General features: G+C 57.2%; 20 protein-coding genes and 1 pseudogene. 3 read left to right on the top strand and 18 right to left on the bottom strand.

What is annotated here, in order from left to right; translation table 11 throughout:
* Positions 1-12: 12 nt before the first annotated feature.
* From EOD15_RS09830 to EOD15_RS09785, 10 genes are all read right to left on the bottom strand, one after another.
* Positions 13-792, bottom strand: a complete 780-nt coding sequence (locus EOD15_RS09830; protein WP_127320331.1) for an ABC transporter permease — start codon at positions 790-792, stop codon at positions 13-15.
* 9 nt (positions 793-801) lie between these two features.
* Positions 802-1,743, bottom strand: coding sequence for a class I SAM-dependent methyltransferase (locus tag EOD15_RS09825; protein WP_127320333.1), 942 nt, complete (start codon positions 1,741-1,743; stop codon positions 802-804).
* 23 nt (positions 1,744-1,766) lie between these two features.
* Complete coding sequence (locus EOD15_RS09820) at positions 1,767-3,455, bottom strand: rhamnan synthesis F family protein (protein ID WP_127320335.1); 1,689 nt, start codon at positions 3,453-3,455, stop codon at positions 1,767-1,769.
* Positions 3,448-6,084: a glycoside hydrolase family 99-like domain-containing protein gene (locus EOD15_RS09815; RefSeq protein ID WP_206618648.1), complete on the bottom strand. Its 2,637-nt coding sequence runs from the start codon at positions 6,082-6,084 to the stop codon at positions 3,448-3,450. Before EOD15_RS09815 ends, EOD15_RS09820 begins: the two co-directional genes overlap by 8 nt.
* Entirely contained in the window at positions 6,081-6,983 is a 903-nt protein-coding gene (gene rfbD, locus EOD15_RS09810; protein WP_127322063.1) for a dTDP-4-dehydrorhamnose reductase, read from the bottom strand. Before rfbD ends, EOD15_RS09815 begins: the two co-directional genes overlap by 4 nt.
* A complete protein-coding gene (gene rfbB, locus EOD15_RS09805) occupies positions 6,980-8,050 on the bottom strand; it encodes a dTDP-glucose 4,6-dehydratase (RefSeq protein WP_127322062.1) in 1,071 nt (356 codons plus the stop codon). Before rfbB ends, rfbD begins: the two co-directional genes overlap by 4 nt.
* Before the next feature lie 22 nt (positions 8,051-8,072).
* Positions 8,073-8,627, bottom strand: a complete 555-nt coding sequence (rfbC, locus tag EOD15_RS09800; RefSeq protein ID WP_127322061.1) for a dTDP-4-dehydrorhamnose 3,5-epimerase — start codon at positions 8,625-8,627, stop codon at positions 8,073-8,075.
* Positions 8,628-9,509 carry a glucose-1-phosphate thymidylyltransferase RfbA gene (gene rfbA / locus EOD15_RS09795; protein WP_127272412.1) on the bottom strand — a complete coding sequence of 294 codons (882 nt, stop codon included), beginning with the start codon at positions 9,507-9,509 and terminating at the stop codon, positions 8,628-8,630.
* 275 nt (positions 9,510-9,784) lie between these two features.
* Entirely contained in the window at positions 9,785-10,141 is a 357-nt protein-coding gene (locus tag EOD15_RS36685; protein ID WP_245463625.1) for an O-antigen ligase family protein, read from the bottom strand.
* 260 nt (positions 10,142-10,401) lie between these two features.
* Positions 10,402-10,698, bottom strand: coding sequence for a hypothetical protein (locus EOD15_RS09785; RefSeq protein ID WP_127408446.1), 297 nt, complete (start codon positions 10,696-10,698; stop codon positions 10,402-10,404).
* A 56-nt stretch (positions 10,699-10,754) separates the two neighbouring features.
* On the opposite strand from EOD15_RS09785, the gene EOD15_RS09780 reads away from it, so the two are divergent.
* Positions 10,755-11,054, top strand: coding sequence for a KTSC domain-containing protein (locus tag EOD15_RS09780; RefSeq protein ID WP_164761936.1), 300 nt, complete (start codon positions 10,755-10,757; stop codon positions 11,052-11,054).
* A 75-nt stretch (positions 11,055-11,129) separates the two neighbouring features.
* On the opposite strand, the gene EOD15_RS09775 is transcribed toward EOD15_RS09780, so the two are convergent.
* Positions 11,130-11,318 carry a DUF3606 domain-containing protein gene (locus EOD15_RS09775; RefSeq protein ID WP_127322046.1) on the bottom strand — a complete coding sequence of 63 codons (189 nt, stop codon included), beginning with the start codon at positions 11,316-11,318 and terminating at the stop codon, positions 11,130-11,132.
* A gap of 217 nt (positions 11,319-11,535) precedes the next feature.
* Between EOD15_RS09775 and EOD15_RS09770 the strand changes: the two genes are divergently transcribed.
* Positions 11,536-12,399: an RNA ligase family protein gene (locus EOD15_RS09770; protein WP_127322045.1), complete on the top strand. Its 864-nt coding sequence runs from the start codon at positions 11,536-11,538 to the stop codon at positions 12,397-12,399.
* A gap of 238 nt (positions 12,400-12,637) precedes the next feature.
* Here EOD15_RS09770 and EOD15_RS09765 read toward each other — a convergent pair whose 3' ends face one another.
* The 4 genes from EOD15_RS09765 to EOD15_RS35715 all read right to left on the bottom strand — a co-directional run bounded on the left by EOD15_RS09765 (position 12,638) and on the right by EOD15_RS35715 (position 14,777).
* Positions 12,638-12,931, bottom strand: coding sequence for a hypothetical protein (locus tag EOD15_RS09765; RefSeq protein WP_127322044.1), 294 nt, complete (start codon positions 12,929-12,931; stop codon positions 12,638-12,640).
* Between the two features lie 199 nt (positions 12,932-13,130).
* Positions 13,131-13,823, bottom strand: coding sequence for an SOS response-associated peptidase (locus tag EOD15_RS09760; RefSeq protein ID WP_127322043.1), 693 nt, complete (start codon positions 13,821-13,823; stop codon positions 13,131-13,133).
* Between the two features lie 19 nt (positions 13,824-13,842).
* On the bottom strand, positions 13,843-14,427 hold the full coding sequence (locus EOD15_RS09755; protein ID WP_127408445.1) for a hypothetical protein: 585 nt from the start codon (positions 14,425-14,427) through the stop codon (positions 13,843-13,845).
* Positions 14,428-14,480: 53 nt separating this feature from the next.
* Positions 14,481-14,777, bottom strand: a complete 297-nt coding sequence (locus tag EOD15_RS35715) for a hypothetical protein (RefSeq protein ID WP_164761935.1) — start codon at positions 14,775-14,777, stop codon at positions 14,481-14,483.
* A 29-nt stretch (positions 14,778-14,806) separates the two neighbouring features.
* On the opposite strand from EOD15_RS35715, the gene EOD15_RS36680 reads away from it, so the two are divergent.
* Positions 14,807-15,049, top strand: coding sequence for a hypothetical protein (locus tag EOD15_RS36680; protein ID WP_127322041.1), 243 nt, complete (start codon positions 14,807-14,809; stop codon positions 15,047-15,049).
* 154 nt (positions 15,050-15,203) lie between these two features.
* Here EOD15_RS36680 and EOD15_RS09740 read toward each other — a convergent pair whose 3' ends face one another.
* From EOD15_RS09740 to EOD15_RS36675, 3 genes and pseudogenes are all read right to left on the bottom strand, one after another.
* Entirely contained in the window at positions 15,204-16,229 is a 1,026-nt protein-coding gene (locus EOD15_RS09740) for an NAD-dependent epimerase (RefSeq protein WP_127408444.1), read from the bottom strand.
* Entirely contained in the window at positions 16,229-17,503 is a 1,275-nt protein-coding gene (locus EOD15_RS09735) for a nucleotide sugar dehydrogenase (protein WP_127320895.1), read from the bottom strand. Before EOD15_RS09735 ends, EOD15_RS09740 begins: the two co-directional genes overlap by 1 nt.
* Positions 17,504-17,546: 43 nt before the next feature.
* Positions 17,547-18,313 (bottom strand): annotated as a pseudogene (locus EOD15_RS36675) (sugar transferase).
* Between the last annotated feature and the right edge of the window lie 938 nt (positions 18,314-19,251).

Here is a 19,251-nt window from a genome sequence, read left to right as displayed (position 1 = left end):
GTTGCAAACTCGCTAGAGGACATCGGCAAAGCCCCTGCGGGTCTTCTGAAAAAATTGGTAACCGAGAGATGCGACTACAATCGCCACGAGTGAATAGCAGCCAAGCGCCAGCCAATTCGGCTCCACGCCAAAAAGAACTACATCGCGAAAACTCTCTACGGGAATCGCGAGCGGGTTAAGCGACAGCCACGGCTGGAGCCATACCGGCAGCGAGGCCCTTTGGAAGAAAACCGGAGAGAGGAACATAGTTGCTGTCACCAGCGGCGCTACGATCTGGCTCATATCGCGAAAATAGACACCAATGGACGCCAATACCCAGGCGATGCCAAGCACCAGGACAATGAGCGGCGCGAACACCAATGGCGCCAGAACGACCGTAAGCGGAACATGGCCAAAAACGATGAAGGCGAAGACCAGCAGAACCAGCAGGCTGACTGCAGCATGAAACAATGCCGCGCCGGCAGAAACTACCGGCAGTATCTCGATCGGAAACACAATCTTCTTGACGTAGTTGGCATTGGCCACGACCAGCCCAGGCGCCAGCGATATCACCTCGGCAAAAAACTGGAAGACGATCAGCCCGCAAAACAGGACGACCGCAAACTCGCCCGTCGAGTCCGTGGCACTCTGCTGACCAGGGGTCGTCCAGCGCGATTTCATCACCACGCCGAACACGAAGGTGTACACAGCCAGCATGAACAGGGGATTGAGAAGCGACCACAGCAAACCGAGCGCAGAGCCCCGATAGCGGCCCGCTATCTCGCGGCGGGTTAGAGTCAAGATCAGCGTCATGGCCCTACGTCATCTCTTCCTAGCAACTAGAAAAGTTCCAGAGGCCAATTCAAATTGTTTGTCCTCACTTAGCTCCTGAACAAATGGCTCTCCCATGTCTTTAACTACGAAATTCATAAGTTCTTTCACAGTCAATTTCTCAAAAGACTCTTTTGTTCTAGGTGACAAGCCATTCGCCCACGAATTAAAAAACCAACTCGCAACCCAAACAGGGTGAAAATAAAATGGGACCGTATGACTTAGAACTTCCATGTCGCGGTCAAAAAGGCTTCGAAGACCATCCTTCGTCATATTGTAGTAATGGTGCGGAAAACCATGATACGGCTGCAGGAACGGGACATGGACGAACATCTCGCCCCCAGGTTTAAGTACACGGGTCATTTCACGAGCAGCCGCGAACGGGTCTCGCACATGCTCTAATACGGCGTTGGAGATTACGTAGTCGAACGATTCATCCCGAAACGGTATCTTTTCCAAAACCGCTAAAATATCAGTTGTAGCATATGGGACAATCTCTAAATTTACTACATTTCTATAATACACGGGCCTAAATCCTGCACCTGCGTCGAGAAATAACTTATCTTCATTCCTTTCGATTTTGGCTTTTATCATATCTATGTAGTCGTGCTGAGATATCGAATCTGTTGGCACAACTCCAGCTATCTTTGCAAGATCGTCTGGCAAACAATTGTAGCCACCATTAGGAAGCCTTGGGGGCACCTCGTCCCACTGAAGCAAGTCCACGATATGAGAGAGCTTCGATTTCCTTGCCTCAACAATTGAAGTTGCTCGAACGATCCGACGATTTTCTGTATGGCCAATAATCTTGAAATGGTATCGCCCGCTCGCCAAACGCCCCTCTTTAACCGCGACTGCAACATCTGGATTGGCTTGCAGATAACCCTCCTCATCGAAGTTCTCAAACGTGGCCGTAACGGAGGTTTCAAGCATTCTGTGGCGCCTCTATAGCTGTGTTACAATACCGGCACATCATTCTCGATCGAAGAATATCCTTGAATATCCATCCCACGGAGAAGGACACTGGACGCCGCGAAACCTTGACTGCGTACGACTGGGCAAAAAACTCTTTCGATCGCATGGGCGAGCGTGCCGTCCTGCTGGCCATTTTCTGCCTCGAACACGAGACTCGTCTCAGGTATGTTCTTGAGAGGCGAAAGCGCCTTTGGCGCGAACCAGAACATCGAGCCAGCAAAAAAGCCGAGATCGATGTTCGCTTCCGCGTCGAGACCGGTCATCTCTTGCAGTAACCGATGCACCGTGTCGCGGTTTGCACCCCAAAATCTATCGCTGGTTAGATAATACCGATGCGGGCCGACGATACCGACTTTGCCCGATTTGATCAGCTCCACGGACCGCAACACCGTCAATGAGTCTCCAGCAACGGACCCGTACAACCTGTCTCTCCAAACCACGCCGTTCGTACTATAAGTACTTTTCTTTGAGTGAATTTTCAAAACAGCGTCGTAGCGGTCAAGCGCACCGCTTCGATAAATGGAAACGAAAGGTCCGATATCTCGACCTCTGTTCTCAGAGCAGTAGACTGACACACTCTGTGCAAGCTTAGAGAATCTTGAAAATATCTCCGCCGAATCTCCTTCAAATGCCGTCGTCACGTACATGTCAAACGGGAGTACAATATTCTGTAGAAGTTGGCAGATATCATAAATCATCTCAACGTAATAAAGATGAAGTACTACTGCAACACGAACTTGCTCCGGCTTCGTCCGCTGCCACCGCGCGATCTTGGCTGTGGGAAGCGGACCCATCTCCGTCCTGAGAGTAGACAGACTGTCACTTCCTCGCGCGTAACTAGCTCGGCTGCGGTTGACCATTTCCCGTATTTCGATAAGGCGCTCCTGGTCGCAAATCTCATCAACAAAGGCTAGGTCGATTTGATGAGGATTCTCCCTGAGCAGTTCAAGCTTCACATACCCTAGCTCGCGAGCGATGGACTCTGCGAGATAATGCACTGGGTTTAACCCAGGCGCCAAGGTTACGTTAGAGGTGGGAACCAAATCGGCGGCATACTGCTTCCTCTTACCCATGCTCCAGTAAATAGCCGAAAACTCACGCTGCTCAGACGCTGGCTGCACCAAGGTTGCGACCTTGACATTGTTATGTTTGAGCATCGACGACAGGCCAATCTCGAACCTCTGAATGGTGTCAAATTTTGAGTTCGTCGGCTCTACACTACTAAGAAAAGCGTCGAGCCACGGCTCTCTCAAAATTTTAGACCCAAGCAAAACCAAGTACGACTGCACATGCCAAGAGAACTGATGCGACTCTGTCGCGCCGACCACATCATAGTCGGATCCCAAGTCAATCATTCTTGATAAAGCGCTGTCAAAAATACTTTTTGATAGAATTGCGAAGCTGGAATTAACCAGCAAGGCGCTCCCTACCTCCCATTTTTTTAACGCATATGTCAGCCCGACTCGATAGCTATAAAAATCATATCCGAAATTTGGTCTTTGTATAACAACGGTGTTTGGGAATCTCTCCGCAATATCTACGTCTATCTTACTCGTGGTAACCAAGACCGTTCGGTCAAAATTCTTCGTTATGCAAGTCAAAAGGTCCACAGAATTGACCTCGACGCAATCGTTTGCGTCGAAATGAGCCACAATAGCGACGCTATCCATTGTAGCTTTGCCTCGCAAGCAAGAGCCGCTTATAGAAATGCGCTGCCATAGAGTGCAGCCACGGCCATCTTTGCAGCAACTTCGAAGCACTTATAGCCATTTGGCTGGGAGGCACTATGGCCACGAGATTTTCCTTGGCTATGTGCGCGCCGGCATTTTCCTCACGCCCCGACAAAGCCACGAGCTGATCGAATAAATGCGACCGCGCGCTATTTATATCAACCGGCTCCTTTGCGGCGTCGAAGAATTTGCCGCGAAGCGTTTCCTCCAGATAAGACAGCCCCCACCGCTGGTCGGGTTCAAGGTAGCATCCCTCGCCCCACTCATTCCACGCATTGACAAATAGGAGGCGGCTGTCTGGGTCAGGGTGATCCCGCCTAGCCTGAAAGCGCAGGAATTGAAGCCACTTGCCATACAGTTCGGGCGCCGAATTGACCACAATTGTGGGGTTGTTCTGCCGCCGAGCGGTATTGTCCCATCCTGGAATAATGCCTCTGAACATATTGAAGGACGGCTTGGGGCGATTGGCGCTTTGAGCAATCATTTTCCGATAGTCAACGACGCCGCCCGAGAAATTCGGATTTGTGAAAGTCGGAAATTCCGAGGGGTGGTTCTGAGGTCCGTTGAACTTATGCGGGGGAAACTCGACCAGAGAGTCAGCCCCCACCTCTTCAGGCGTGGATATGTCATAGAAGTCAACAACGCTGATGTGGAGGCCTGGAAACCCGTTGGCAACCACGCGATCCCGCCACAGGGAAAACCATCGTCGAGGGTCCGGGATATCTTTGGCTCGATAGACGACTAATAACGGCATGCCGCCAATCTTTATATATCTTTGGTCATTGAAGTAGCCGAGCATGGAGTCGATGAAGGCCTCGGCATCCCCGTCGGCATACTTCTGTTCCAGCAGAATGTTCTTCGTATCGCCATCCCATGCGCGGGTCCAATTTTCGTTGGCCCAGCACAAACAAAACTTAAAATCTATATCGGAATTCATAAATAACTCTACCGGCTTCTCTAGTACTCTCCTCCCGCTAAACCAATAGTGGTAAAAACAGAAACCATGAAGACCGTAAAGCCTCGCAACTTCGACCTGCTCTCGCATTATCTGAGGGTGCGTGAGGTCGTAGTATCCTAACTCGCGAGGAATTCTTGGCTGATTGTGGCCTGAGAAATTAGGGGTCGCCCGCGCCACATTCGTCCACTCTGTAAAACCCGGCCCCCACCATTCTGAATTTTCATCTATTCTGTGAAATTGTGGAAGATAAAAAGCTATCAACTTTGTCTCATCAGCACAGATACTTACTTCCTCTTGCTCATCCGGAGTCTTGGAAAAAGCTAAAAACGAAGGTGAATGGCTGTCGGTGCCAGTTGGGGGGCTTGGCAAATTGTCATTCAATTGAATTTCAAGCGTCACTCTTTCTGCTTGGAAAGCCTGTATTTGACGGTTTAAATCGACAACAAGATCCTGCGATTGCTTAAGCTCATCCGCCACCGAGGCGGCCTCTTCCAAGAGACGCTGCTGTTCAGATCGGTCTGCTTCGAGCTGTGCTATATGGGCCTGCACCTCCGAAATCTTTTGAGTGTGTTCAAGCGTCAATTTTTCGATCTCGTGGCCGCGCTGCTTGGCCAACTGCTGCTCCGCAACATTCTGCTGTCGTAGCACCTTGAGACGGCTATCAAGTTCGAGAAAAAAAGCGTCACCAAAAATTTTCGGAACGGAATCGAACTCTGCTTTAATCCTATCGAGATCGGATGTTGCAGTCGTATCAACATCATCGGACCGGAGCGCAATCAGCGCCATATACGTGTCCTTGACCCAGTCAATGATACGTGGATCGGCGTCGAGCAGTTCGTTACTGGCGGCAAAGTGCTGATTGTCCGACGAGAAATGCTCGGCTAGCAGGGATTGCCACTCCACATTGGACCTCGGCCACCCGATTCCGAGAGCGCTCGTGAGCCCGTCGATTCCCTGGCGCCAGTCATCAAGCAGTCCCTCGTAAGACAAGAAGATCCGTGGCGAACCCCGTGTTGCACGCTCAGCTTCTAGTTCATGTCGAAGCCAAAGAAGTGAACTGAACCCGGTCGTAAAACCATCCCGGTTGGCCAGTGAAGCGATCACGGCCAACGGATTGCGCTCTATCAGCACATAGCGCACATCGATGCGCATCCGTTTTAGAATATCCGCGTACAGCGGCACGAAACGCGAAATGCGCGGCTCTTTCAGGACGAACAACGCGGCACCGCCATATTCCTCGTCGATCAACCGGGCAATCTCGGCTTTATAGAATTGGAAACGCACAGTTCCAAGATCGTTAGGATCAAAGGATCGCCAGTCATCCCAGCTGCTTCCTGCTTCGGCCAGCATCTGATCGTGCAGTTCGATGAGGCGTGCCGGCTCCCAGTGCCCAGTTGGATTGGAGGGGTTGGCGCCCAGCAGATTCTTCGGCAGTTCCGCGCCAAGCAGATTGATCGCCCTTGTCAGCGCGCTGGTGCCAGAGCGATGCATGCCAAGCACCATGATGCAGGTGCGTTTGGCTGCTTTCGGCGTTGCCTTGCGTGCTTTCGGCGTCGCTTCGTCGACGGGCGCAGCATCGCGCATGTTTTCCGCTGAAGGGCGCTTGTTCATGCCGTCGATGCCTGTTTCGTCTCACCGTCGAGAAGCCGGCGCACCACCGCTTCCGTCGATTGCCGCCAGTCCGGTGCATTCCAGCCGAACGCCGCCGCGAATTTCGCGCTCGACAGCCGGGAATTGGCGGGGCGGCGCGCCTTGGTCGGATAGTCCATCGTAGCAATGTCCCGTACCCGCGCCCAGGGACCACCCAACACGCGGCTTGTGTCGAGGATATGGCGGGCAAAGCCGCTCCAGTGGGCCTCGCCGGTTCCGGCCAGATGATAGATGCCGGATGTGCCCGCGCCCTCGTGCAGCCGTGCCGCCGCATGCAGGATCGCGTCGGCGATATCAAGTGCCGATGTCGGATTTCCCCTCTGATCGGCCACCACCGCGATCTCGTCGCGGTCGGCGGCCAGCCGCAGCATGGTTTTCACGAAATTCTTGCCGAACGGGCTGTAGACCCATGCCGTGCGCAGGATCAGATGGTGCGTATTGGCTGATGCAACCGCCTGCTCGCCGGCAAGCTTGGAGGCGCCATAGACGCTGCGCGGTGAGGTGGCGTCGGTCTCGACATAGGCGGCGTCCTTGGTGCCGTCGAAGACATAGTCGGTCGAAAGATGGATGACGGGAACGCCCAGGCGGCTTGCTGCTTGCGCCACCTTGCCGGCGCCGGCGGCGTTCACCGCGAATGCCAGATCGGGCTCGTCCTCGGCCTGATCCACCGCCGTGTAGGCGGCGGCCGACACGACGATATCAGGCTTCGCGGCCGCGATGGCTTCGATCACCGTGTCGGGTCTTGCGAGGTCGAGTTGCGGACGGCCAATGGCGATGACCTCAACGCCGGCGGCCGCCTGGCCGGCCTCCAGAAGGCTCGCCGCGACCTGTCCGTCGCGTCCGGTGACAACCAGCCTCACGCCGCCCCCTTGCGTGCTTCGCCCAGCCGTTCACCGGCATAGCGCTGCTCGCGGATCGGTCCCCACCACCATTTGTTGTCGAGAAACCAGTCGACGGTCTTGGCGAGGCCGCTGTCGAAATTCTCATTGGGCGCCCAGCCCAGGTCTCGGCCTATCTTCGAGGCGTCGATGGCATAGCGGCGATCGTGACCGGGGCGGTCGGTGACGAAGGAAATCAGGTCGCGATAGCTCTTGCCCCCTGCCCGCGGCCGCCTGCCGTCGAGCAGATCGCAGATCGTCTCGACGACGCCAAGGTTCGTCCGCTCGGAATTGCCGCCGACATTGTAGCTTTCGCCCGGCAGTCCCCTGGTCGCGACAAGTTCCAGCGCGCGTGCGTGATCCTCGACGAACAGCCAGTCGCGCACATTGGCGCCGGCGCCATAGACCGGCAGCGGCTTTTCATCGAGCGCATTGAGGATGACCAGCGGGATCAGCTTTTCGGGAAAGTGATAGGGTCCGTAATTGTTCGAGCAATTGGAAAGCACGACCGGCAGGCCATAGGTTTCGTGCCAGGCCCGCACCAGATGATCCGAGGCCGCCTTCGAGGCGGAATAGGGCGAGGATGGCGCGTAGGGCGTTTCCTCGACGAACATGCCGCCATCGAAGGGAAGATCGCCGAACACCTCGTCGGTCGAGACATGATGGAAGCGGAAATGGCTCTTCCGGTCTTCGGGCAGGCCGCGCCAATATTCCAGCGCGGCATTAAGCATCTTGTAGGTGCCGACGATGTTGGTCTCGATAAAGGTGCCCGGCCCATCGATCGAGCGGTCGACATGGCTCTCGGCGGCAAGGTTCATGACGATGTCGATATCGTCGCGCCGGAGGATGTCGAGCACGGCCCTTTCGTCGCAGATGTCGGCCTGCGCGAAGCGATAATTGTGTGCGTTCTCGATCGGCCGCAGCGAGGCCAGGTTTCCCGCATAGGTTAGCTTGTCGAGATTGGTCACCCGATAGGCCGGGTTGGCGCATAGATGCCGGCACACCGCCGAACCGATAAAGCCCGCACCGCCCGTCACCAGAAAATTCATGCCGCTGTCCTCACGCAACCCATCAGGCGAACACCTCGGCGGCGGCAAGCAGCGGCGCCTTGAGGTCCTTGTCCGAGAGCTGAAACCCGCCGGTCAATGACGGCCATTCGATGCCGATGGCGGGATCGTCGAAACGGATCGACCGATCATGCGCCTGCGAATAGGTGTCGGTCACCTTATACAGAACCTCGGTGTCGGGCACGAGCGTCACGAAACCGTGCGCGAAGCCTTTCGGCACCAGAATCTGGTTGCCCTTTTCGGCCGACACTTCGAGAGCGACCCATTTTCCGAAGGTTTTCGAACCGCGGCGAACGTCGACCGCGACATCGAGAATGCTGCCCCGGATGACGCGCAGCAGCTTGTCCTGGGCGCGCGGCGCAAGCTGATAGTGAAGCCCTCGCAAGACGCCCGCCGCGGCGGAATAGGAATGATTGTCCTGCACGAAAGCCAAGTCTATGCCGGCCTGCGAAAACCGCTCGGCATTGTAGGTTTCCACGAAGAAGCCGCGCGCGTCGCCATGTCGCTTCGGCACGATTTCCAGCACGCCATCGATGCCAAGGGGCCTGACCTCCAACACCTAGCCCTCCGACAGGTCGACGACACGCCGGCGCAGATAGGCGGCATATTCATTCTTGCCCAGGTGATCGGCGCGACGCAGAACCTGGTCCACTGTCAGCCAACCCTGTTCAAAGGCGATCTCTTCGGGACAAGCGACCTTGATGCCCTGGCGGTGCTCGATGGTGCGCACGAATGACGAGGCCTCATGCAGGCTGTCATGCGTGCCGGTGTCGAGCCAGGCATAGCCGCGCCCCAACCGATGCACATGCAACTGGCCGCGCTCGAGGTAGACGTTGTTGACCGCCGTGATCTCGAGCTCGCCGCGCGCCGAGGGGCGGATGGCAGGGGCGATGTCGACGACGTCGTTGTCATAGAAGTAGAGACCGGTGACCGCCCAGTTGGATTTCGGCACCTGCGGCTTTTCCTCGATCGTCAGCGCCGTTCCCGTGGCCTTGTCGAAGGAAACCACGCCATAACGCTGGGGATCCTCGACATGATAGGCGAACACCGAAGCGCCCTTTTCGCGCGAGGCAGCGTCGCGGCAAAGCTGCGACAGCCCGTCGCCGAAATAGATGTTGTCGCCGAGGATCATCGACACGTTGTCCTTGCCGATGAAATTGCGGCCGATGATGAAGGCCTCCGCCAGCCCGTTGGGCTGCGGTTGCTCGGCATAGGACAGGTCGAGGCCGAACTCCGATCCATCGCCAAGCAGATCGCGAAAAACCGGCAGGTCACGCGGCGTCGAAATGATCAGAATTTCACGGATACCCGCGAGCATCAGAACGCTCAGCGGATAATAGATCATCGGCTTGTCGTATATCGGCAGAATTTGCTTAGAGACTGCTAATGTTAGTGGATAAAGACGCGTTCCACTGCCCCCAGCAAGGATAATTCCTTTCAAGAAGCTCTCCTCGACATGCCTGAACCCCCCGGCCCCAGCCGACCGTGCTTAGGTTCCATGCAATGGCTTGTCAATCTCGGCGTTCGGCAAACGTCTGGGTCACGATCCAGCGCCAATCCATCGCCAATTCCAGGCGACGCATTGCTATCGTCTTGCCAGAGCCGGCCTGACGGGAACAAGCAGATTGTCATCATGGGCCTCGGTCGACTCGCCTCTCTGGCTTAACCGCCCAGCGAATCCCTTGTGAAAGATGATGCCATTCATATAGGCGAAAGTCATCGCAAGCGCCGCCGTTCGCATGGGATAATCGACCAGGGAATGAACGAGCAGAAACGATACTGAGAGAAACGCCATTTCTGCAGCCGATCTCGCCGTGCCGCCAGGGAAAACGCAAAAAGCAATATCGAGTAGGCCGCGACCAGAAAGACAACAGGCGCGCCAGCTTCAAGTGCCAGTTCCAGATAATCATTGTGGGCGTGATTGACGTAGGGCTTGAAGATCATCTCTCCCTTTTCGTAAATCTGGTAGACTTTCGGAAAACTCCCAAAGCCGACGCCCGTCGCCCAGTTCTCTTCAATTCCCGCGATCGTGGTGCGGGCAAATTCGGCCCGTCCAAAGGCCGGGTCAACCACTTCCGCATCGATCTTCGTCCACGCCCCGATCGTGTAGAGCGAAAGTCCGATGAAGACAGCGGGTATTCCATACCCGCCCAGCCTCGAGCGACGCGGACAGAAAGACGACTGATATTATGGTGATCGCCAGCCCTATCAGAATACCGGCGCGCGAACCGGCGGCCAGAAGCAGCAGCAGCAGCGTTATCAAACCGAGCGACCCGATATCCGAGACCAGAGCAAGGATCTCGGTGGTAATTTGCAGAGAGTCTACTTCAGGGTCATACCCACCAATATACCAAAAAATACCCGAAAATTACCGACATACCCAATAAAGGACCCATAAATACCCAAATTCGGGCAGCCGGCCAGCTTGAGAACAGACCCACTGCCGGAGCCAGCCAAAAACGCGGTTCGATCCTTGTGAATAGTATCGTCAGCAGGTTGCTCAACCCGAGCGCCATCCAGACATCGCCGCTCCCGAAAGGTACCGGGCTTTTTTGTTTGTCCGGAACCAGAAACGATTGGGCAAGTTGGAATGCCGTCAGCGTCCCTTCCGTGGAGGCGGTGATGGCCATGGACGTACAGCCGTGGTCGGCCCGCTCTGCTTCCTCAGTGCAGCACCTGGTGCACCATGCCGTCAACCTCGATACGCAGATTCGAATACAATCCGGACACCAGGGTCCTATCGGTGTGGTTTGTAGCGAGCGGCAGGCAGTACGACTTTCTGGACGTGCCCCCGGAGACCTTCGCCGACTTTAAAACTGCTTTTGCCAAGGGCCGCTATTTCAACGATCGCATCCGCAACCATTTCGCGTTCCGACCCGTGGCACAAGCTCCAACTCCAGCGGCTCATGTTGGGGCTGATCGTGCCAAGCGACCTGACGGAAGTCACGCATGTCGAGTTGCTGGCCGCACACCGGACAGGTCATGAAATTGTCGCGCACGTCGGCAGGCTCGCCGCCGTGCTGCTTGCCGGGAACCGGCGGTCCAAGGTCGGATAGTTTCGTCATCGGCTGCCCAGTGCCTTTGCCTCACGCTCCAGCGTCTCACGGTCGTTCCCGTGCTTTCTGATAAGTTCCCGCACTTCAGGGATGGTAAGCTGGAACTTGCTGGCGAAATAGCCGGCCTCATATTCCTCGTCGCCCGATACCCGATCGCGGTCACGAAAATCACGTTTGCTTTTATCGTCTGGCATGGTTGTTCCTCCTGAGAAAAGAACAGCCAGAGTGGCGTCGGGTTCCACGTACCTATTCGCGAACACCCACCCTCGATGTCGGTGAGGGTCAGCGAGCGCATCGGCATCCACCGTGACCAAGCCACCGCGCTAATGATCGAAACATTCAACTTAGCTAAAATGTTCCGGAACCGATCGGGGCCGCGTGCCTTGAATCGCAATCGTGTGAGTTCAACGCATGCGTTTGAAATTTATCCCGCCGATGGAGCCGGAGCTTGTCGACACCCCGCCCGAGGGTGAGGAGTGGATTCACGAGATCAAGTTCGATGGATACCGCACCCAACTCATCAAGGACGAAGACGGCATTCGCCTGCTGACCAGGAGGGGGTACGACTGGACTGCACGATACCAGGTTCTTGCCGATCAGGCCGCCTCCATCGAGGCCGACGACTTCATCATCGAAGGCGAGGTCATAATTGTTGACGCGGACGGGCGCTCCGACTTCCACGCACTGCAGTCGGCCGTCAGCAGCCGTGAGCCTTCGCAGGATTATTATCTCGTCGCCTTCGACCTCCTGCACATGAATGCTCACGACCTGCGCAACATGCCGCTGGAGGACCGCCGCCATATCCTGCAGGGAACGATCCTGGCTGGCGGCCGTATTCAGTTCAGCGAGGCAATGCCCGGCACGGGTGACGCTGTTTACTACCTCGCCGACCAGACTGGACAGGAAGGCATCGTCTCGAAACGCAAGGACAGTCTCTACCGCAGCGGTCCAACGAAGAACTGGCGCAAGATCAAGTGCTACGATGAAAAGGAGATGGAGATTATCGGCGTCCAGCGCGATCCGGGGCAGGCGGCAAGAGTTCTCATGGCCGACAAGGGGCGCTATGTCGGCGCCGCCAACGTCCAATTCAAGTTCGACAAACGCAAGCACCTGTGGGACCGCGTACAGGGCAAGGTGGGCGGCCCGGTGCCGAAGGGCTTGAAAAAAGACAAGGCGGAATGGCTGAAGCCGGGTCTTGTTGGCCGCGTGAAATTCCTGAAAGGTGAGGAGCAGCTTCGCCACGCGAAGCTGCTGGATTACCGGGAGGAGGAATAATGCCTGGGGCAAAAGCCGGGAGTCCGGCCCGTTGCCCCAAGCGCGCGAGAACCGGCGCATTGGCGTTCTAGACCATCAGGCTTAATTGCTGGATTCCTATCATGCCGGTAGCATGACAGGGCCGGTCATTAGGCCCACCCTTGTGCCCGGCACTGGCCGGCGCGGTCCTGTCACCCCAAATTCGTAATCCGTGCCGGCCATTCTGGGTAGACAACTCTCAATGGTCGGATGCAGGGAATTAGGCAGAGCCCTCGGTCTCGCTTTCCTCATCGAACAGGCGCGGCACCGGGAGATACGCGTTGGCAATCAGCCAATCGCCAATGATGGTCTTGATCAGATCCGATTTCGCCAACCCCAATTCTACTGCGATGTCGGACAGCGTATCCTCAACGCCAGGATCAAGATCGATGCCGTCGGTGTTTCGAATTATCAGCGCGGCGCGTCGAAGCATGATTTGAAGATCAGCGCGCGGAATGTCTGCGATGCGGTCGGACGCCTGCTGCAATTCATCGGCGAAGGTCGAGCGGGTCATTGGCGCCTTCCTCCCAAGAGATATTGATCGCCGTCGGCGCGATGCCCGCGACAGAACCAATGTGATGGCCCCTCCGGTCTTGCGAAGCCGAAGGGTGCGCGCATGCCACATCCAACGTGCTCGCAGGTGTGGTTCTCAATCCGCTGACGTTCGCGCGGGGCGGCTACCATGCCTTCGGCAAGTCTGGCTGGTTCATCGCTCATAGAGGATTGATCGGCCCGACCAAGGCGGGATGGTCGTTGGGCTGCTTGTTAATCAGTGTCGCGTTGACGTCGCGGCCGACGCGATTGAACTGCAACTGGCCGCCGACGTCGTGGCTGAGAATGTCTTTCAGGTAGTCCTTGGGCGTAGCCGGGTCCAGCCACGCATCATAGTAGGCATGGTCGAGGATGACCGGCTGCCGATCGTGCAGGTTCTTCATCGGGTCGCCAGCGGGCTCGGTGATGATGGTGCAACTTGTGATGTCGAGGTTGGAGTTGTAGGCCCACAGCCCTGCGAATGAGAACGGCGCGTGGCCGGGCAGATAGATGTGCCAAGGGTCCTTCTTGCCGTCGGCCGGCGAGATGGTCCATTCGTAGAAGCCGTCGGCCGGGATCAGACAGCGCTTCGACTTGAACGCGTCACGGAAAGCCGGGGCCGTATCGACGCCTTCGATCCTGGCGTTGAACATTGCCGCCTTGGGCATCTCTTTCGCCCAGAACGGTACGAGCCACCAGCGGCCCTCACGGAGTTTGTGATTGCCGTCTTCGCCGGCAGTGACGAACGGGACTTCCTCGGTCGGCGCGATGTTGTAGCGAGGGGCGTCATTGCGGCCAACCTCCGCCGGCGCCGTCAGACGGTATAGCCGATGGATTTCCGACCAGGTCAGGTATCTGGTGTAGCGGCCGCACATGCCTTTGCCCTCTGTTGCCTCAATGCGATGTGGGCATCTTAGTCGCAGCTTCAAGCGCGTTGATCGCGTCGTAGACGGCTTGGCGCTTAGGCTCGATCGGCTCGGCGGGATGAAATCCCGCAAGCTCTAGCCTGGTAAAGGCAACCGTCACCGCCGCGATTAGATCGCGCGGATTGTCCAGATCGACAGCCAACCTGTCCGCCAGTATGCCAATTTGCGAATTCATAAATTCGCCGTTGCCGTCTTGCGCGGCAGTCAGAGCTCGGAGCATGGCCAAGGCCGTTGGCCGGTCAGCCAGTTGCGTTGCCGAGTCTACCAATTGCAGATCGGCGGCAACCGGGCGCTTTTCGGCGGGCCAGTCAGCGCAACATGCGTCTAAGGCTGCCCGCGACGCTTCTATCCAGGCGCTCGCTGCTTCGTTCTCTTCCCCTGTTGGCAGGCTCTCGTCGGCGAAACTGGCGTCGTCCCAGCCTTCAATGGCAAACATTCCATCGGCGGCCTCAAGGGCTGAAATGCCAGCGCGGTCCAATACCTCATTAGCCGCGGCTATCCCCCGCGCGATTTCCTCGGGCGATGCGCCCGGTACTGTCAAAAGCAGGTCCATTTCTGCCTCCTGTGGCTTTCCTGCCAACAGTGAACAAAATGAGAACGCGAGAGTCAAGAGGCGCTTGACTTGAGAGGAATATGTTCCTTTTTAGAGAGATGGCACACGAACCGCTCGACACGCTGGGCAAGGCAACCCGGCACAACATGCTTGTGAAAGCAGAATGCAGTTGCGGCAATGTCCGCTACATCAGGTCGGCCGATTTGATGATGGTCTACGGCGGCGGCGTCGATCCGCAGACGCTGAGGTTTGATTGCAGTCGCTGCAAGCCACAGATTAGGATCACGCTGATCGAGGTCCATCCCGAGCATCTGCCGAAGCGCCTCGTAATCCTCGATGGAAAGATCCATTGGCACACCGAGCGGTTTAGGGGATAGCCATGGCTAGATCAAAACCGTCAAAGCAATTTTCACAGGCTGAAATCGAGCGCTTTCTGTTAGCGGCGGAAGCTCTGCACCTAAGCATCGTCAAGCCGTTCATATCTCCTCATTGCGATCACTACAGGCAGACACGCGTCTTGCATGAGGTGCTGTTAAAAACGGTTCGGGAAGTCACAGGGAAGGAAGTCGAGTTCATCCGATGGAACGCTACTGGACCGGTGCTGCCTCCTAAGGCTGAGTAGATTGGCGACGGCTTTGCCCTATAACGCTTGGGAGGGGCGCCCGGCGCCTCGCCTTATGTCGAAGCTTTTGCCCTAACTGACACAGCCGTCGGGCTTCGCATCCGTCACCTTGTCGCTCTAAAACTCCAACGCGTTGTCCCGGAAACGCCGAGCCTTATCCCCGCGCAAAATACGCCTTGTACCACTCGACGAACCGCCCCACCCCTTCGGTCACCGTCGTCGCCGGGCGGTAGCCGACCGCCTGCTCCAGTGCCGAGGTGTCGGCGAAGGTATCGGGCACGTCGCCGGGCTGCAGCGGCAAGAGTTCGACGATGGCTTTGCGGCCCAGCGCGTTTTCCAGCGCCTCGACATAGGCGGTCAGCTTCACCGGGTTGTTGTTGCCGATGTTGAAGATGCGCCAGGGGGCGCTGCTTGTGGCCGGATCGGGACGCCTGGAGTCCCAGGCGGCATTGCCCGTGGCCGGGCTGTCGCTGGCGCGGATCACGCCTTCGGCGATGTCATCGACATAGGTGAAGTCGCGCGTGTGGTTGCCGTTGTTGAACAGCTTGACCGGCTCGCCGGCCAGGATGTTCCGGGTGAACAGGAACAGCGCCATGTCCGGGCGCCCCCAAGGGCCATACACCGTGAAGAAGCGAAGCCCGGTCGTCGGCAATCGGAACAGATGGCTGTAGCTGTGCGCCATCAGCTCGTTGGCGCGCTTGGTCGCGGCGTAGAACTGCAGCGGATGGTCGGCCGGACGATGCTCGGAAAACGGCATGTCGGTGTTGGCGCCGTAGACACTGGATGTACTGGCATAGGTCAGGTGCGCGACGGCGCTGTTGCGGCAGGCCTCCAGCATGTTGGTGTAGGCGATGATGTTGCTTTCGACATAGGCATGCGGGTTTTCCAGGCTGTAGCGAACCCCGGCCTGGGCGGCGAGATGGATCACCCGGTCGAATGCATGGTCGGCAAAGCAGGCGTCGACCACGCTCTTGTCGGCGAGATTGCCGCGGATGAAATGATAGCCGGCATTGGTCTTGCGGCTCGCCTCGTCCAGGAGCCGCAGCCTCGCCTCCTTGATCTGCGGATCGTAATAGTCGTTGACGTTGTCGATGCCGACGACCTCGTCACCGCGCTCCAGCAGCCGCTTCGCTACGTGATACCCTATGAAGCCGGCCGCGCCGGTGACCAGAACCTTCATCAGAAGCGCCCATCCGTGACATGCCTGGGGAACAGACCCTTGATGTCGTAGATGACGCCCGGGGTCTTGCAAAGCGCCATCAGGCCGTCGACGCCCAACGCGCGGAACTGCCTGTGGCCGACGGCCACGATAACGCCGTCATAACGCATGTCGGGAATGTCCTTCATGCTGGCCACGCCGAAGGCACGCGCGCATTCCTGCGCGTCGACCCAGGGGTCCCATATGTCGATGCCGGCGTTGTATTCCTTCAGTTGGGCAACGATATCGGCGACCTTGGAATTCCTCAGGTCCGGACAATTTTCCTTGAAGGCCGCGCCCATCACCAGAATCCGGCTGCCAACGACAGGTATTCCCTTGCGCATCATCAGGCGGGCGGTCTGATCCGCCGCGTGCCGACCCATGCCGTCATTGATACGGCGGCCGGCAAGAATCACCTCCGGATGATAGCCGAGCTCCTGGGCCTTGTGGGTGAGATAGTAGGGATCGACGCCGATGCAGTGGCCGCCGACGAGACCAGGCGTGAAGCGCAGGAAATTCCATTTGGTGCCGGCGGCTTCCAGCACTTCGGACGTGTCGATGCCGAGCTTGCCGAAGATAAGCGACAGCTCGTTCATCAGCGCGATGTTGAGGTCGCGCTGAGTGTTCTCGATGACCTTGGCCGCTTCGGCGACTGCAATGCTCGAGGTACGGTGTGTGCCTGCCGGCACGATCGAGGCATAGAGCGCATCGATACCTTCGGCCGCTTCCGGCGTCGAGCCGCTGGTGACCTTGACGATCGTTTGCAACCGATGCTCGCGGTCGCCCGGGTTGATCCGCTCGGGGCTGTAGCCCAGGAAGAACCCCTCATTGTAGCGCAGGCCCGAATGTTTCTCGATCAGCGGCGCGCACACCTCTTCCGTGCAGCCGGGATAGACCGTCGATTCGAAGATCACCACCGCGCCTGGCGAGATGACCTCACCGACCAAAGTCGATGCCATGATCAGCGGTTTCAGATCCGGACGGTTGGCCCTGTCGATCGGCGTTGGAACCGTGACGATGAAAATCCCGCAATCGCGCAGATCGGCCTTGTCGGTGGTGAATGTCAGCCGCGACGCAGCACTGATCTCATCGCTGCTGGCTTCCAGCGTATGGTCGTCGCCACGCCTCAGCGCGTCCACCCTCGACTGGTCGATGTCGAAACCGACGACATCCCTGCCGGCGCCGAAGGCGACCGCCAGCGGCAGGCCGACATAGCCAAGCCCGATGATCGCTATTTTCCTGGAGGCGAGATCCATCTGCTTCCTGCGCTTGCTATTCCAGAGCCATGCTTCGCATTGGTTATCTCGCACCAAAGCCGGTAAGCATCGTTTTCAGCGTCTTGAGAGTTATCAAAACGTCCAGCCAAGGCGAAAAGTTCTTTATGTAATAGAAATCATAGTGCAATTTTTCCATAACGTCATCGACGGCAGCCACATGCCTTTGATTTACCTGTGCCACCCACTTATGCCCGGCCTGACGATATGCCTGTAGCGGTAGAATGGCAGCTCAGCCTCGTACCACTGCGACAGCACGACAGCTTCCGGCCGCGGTCCGATCCAACTCATTTCGCCACGCAGGATGTTGATGACCTGCGGCAGTTCGTCGATCCTGGATTTTCGCAGGAAACGCCCGACTCTGGTGATGCGGTCATCGTCGTGCCTGGTGATCGCCCTTTCCTTGTCGCTGCCGGCGCCAGAGTGCTGGCGCATCGAGCGAAACTTGTAGACCGTGCAGATCTTGCCCCGGTAGCCCATGCGTTGCTGGCGAAACAGCGCAGGACCATCGGAATCCAGCCGGATCAGCAACGCTATTAACGCCAGAACGGGGGAAAGAACGATGATCAAGACAAGTGCCGAGACCCAGTCGACCGCCTGCTTGATCTTGAGATAGGCCTGGTTCGGATTGAGCGAACCAAGCGTGTTTTCCGACAGGTGCTCGATCTCGACCCGACCGGTCAGCGACTCTCTGACCTGCTTGACGTGGTATACGGGAGTTCCCGAAAGGGCCCGATCCGCGATGTATCGTTCCCATTCCGCGCCAAGATCGGCACGCAGATCAACGACCACGCCGCTGGCTCTTTCGATTATCGTACTGGTCGACTTGATCCAAAACCAATGCACACCCGGTAACGTCTTGAGGCGCTCGACATCTCCGCCGGGAATCACCACGAGCCGGTACGGATCGAGACGCCGCGTCAACAGGCTCAGGCCGAAGTACCAGAGCGTGGACTGCGTGAAACTGGCGGCAGCCTGAAACCGGCTGTACTCGAACCGAAAAAAGAAGATGGTCAGGAAAACAGCCCCGTAGGACAGGGCAAATGTCGGCAAGATGTAACTTGCCGCGGCCACGCCTGGGAAATTTCCGATGCGGCGATAAGACAAGAAGCCCACAAGGTGCGCGATGACCGCAGCGGCTACTGTTACCTGAAGATTGGCCGAATAGATGAATTCAGGATTGAAGACAATCCGGATGATCGCCGGCGCAAAAATCGCGAATGTCAGTCCGCCAAGCAGTTGAAACCGAATCCTGAACAGGAAGTGCCGGCTTCCGACAATAGTCGACGCTGCGACATTCAACGTCTTCCCCCCTTCCCCGAAGCTGCCGTATCGGCGACAGACCAGCGCGATAGTGCATCTGACCTGATCGTTCACAACAACGAATCGGACGTCTCGCCCCCCGGCGATTCGATACAGTCGAAGACCAAGAGCTACGACAGCGCGGCCGCGCCAGCAAGCATCTATTTTTCAGATCAACAGTTCGGGAAATTGAAAAGCCTGGGCTAATAAAGCGGCTTAATGATCATTACTGAAGATGTCGCAGCGTTAGGGCGATATAACCGACAATCTATCGAGGTTGGCGGACATCAGACCGGAAATCCGCCAGTGACGCCGCTCCGGCCAGTGGCTTGATTGCCCCTGGCCGTTTCTTCGATCGCGCGCTTCAGCCGCGCTTCAGCAGCGTCCAGACGGCCGGCACCAGGCTTGCCGCGAGCGCCACCTTGATC

It is taken from the genome of Mesorhizobium sp. M7A.T.Ca.US.000.02.2.1 (assembly GCF_003996995.1).
GTDB lineage: Bacteria > Pseudomonadota > Alphaproteobacteria > Rhizobiales > Rhizobiaceae > Mesorhizobium.
Note: the sequence above shows the minus strand (reverse complement) of the source record. Positions and strands in the feature narration are given on the sequence as shown.

Bases quoted from the DNA above. Each gene is read 5' to 3' on its own strand.
- EOD15_RS09740 (WP_127408444.1), bottom strand. From the start codon at position 16,229: ATGAAGGTTCTGGTCACCGGCGCGGCCGGCTTCATAGGGTATCACGTA.
- EOD15_RS36680 (WP_127322041.1), top strand. From the start codon at position 14,807: ATGGCTAGATCAAAACCGTCAAAGCAATTTTCACAGGCTGAAATCGAG.
- EOD15_RS09760 (WP_127322043.1), bottom strand. From the start codon at position 13,823: ATGTGCGGCCGCTACACCAGATACCTGACCTGGTCGGAAATCCATCGG.
- EOD15_RS09815 (WP_206618648.1), bottom strand. From the start codon at position 6,084: ATGAACAAGCGCCCTTCAGCGGAAAACATGCGCGATGCTGCGCCCGTC.
- EOD15_RS09770 (WP_127322045.1), top strand. From the start codon at position 11,536: ATGCGTTTGAAATTTATCCCGCCGATGGAGCCGGAGCTTGTCGACACC.
- EOD15_RS09780 (WP_164761936.1), top strand. From the start codon at position 10,755: ATGCCGTCAACCTCGATACGCAGATTCGAATACAATCCGGACACCAGG.
- rfbB (WP_127322062.1), bottom strand. From the start codon at position 8,050: ATGAATTTTCTGGTGACGGGCGGTGCGGGCTTTATCGGTTCGGCGGTG.
- EOD15_RS09830 (WP_127320331.1), bottom strand. From the start codon at position 792: ATGACGCTGATCTTGACTCTAACCCGCCGCGAGATAGCGGGCCGCTAT.
- EOD15_RS09785 (WP_127408446.1), bottom strand. From the start codon at position 10,698: ATGGCCATCACCGCCTCCACGGAAGGGACGCTGACGGCATTCCAACTT.
- EOD15_RS09825 (WP_127320333.1), bottom strand. From the start codon at position 1,743: ATGCTTGAAACCTCCGTTACGGCCACGTTTGAGAACTTCGATGAGGAG.
- EOD15_RS35715 (WP_164761935.1), bottom strand. From the start codon at position 14,777: ATGGATCTTTCCATCGAGGATTACGAGGCGCTTCGGCAGATGCTCGGG.
- EOD15_RS09735 (WP_127320895.1), bottom strand. From the start codon at position 17,503: ATGGATCTCGCCTCCAGGAAAATAGCGATCATCGGGCTTGGCTATGTC.
- EOD15_RS09765 (WP_127322044.1), bottom strand. From the start codon at position 12,931: ATGACCCGCTCGACCTTCGCCGATGAATTGCAGCAGGCGTCCGACCGC.
- EOD15_RS09820 (WP_127320335.1), bottom strand. From the start codon at position 3,455: ATGGATAGCGTCGCTATTGTGGCTCATTTCGACGCAAACGATTGCGTC.
- EOD15_RS09755 (WP_127408445.1), bottom strand. From the start codon at position 14,427: ATGGACCTGCTTTTGACAGTACCGGGCGCATCGCCCGAGGAAATCGCG.
- EOD15_RS09775 (WP_127322046.1), bottom strand. From the start codon at position 11,318: ATGCCAGACGATAAAAGCAAACGTGATTTTCGTGACCGCGATCGGGTA.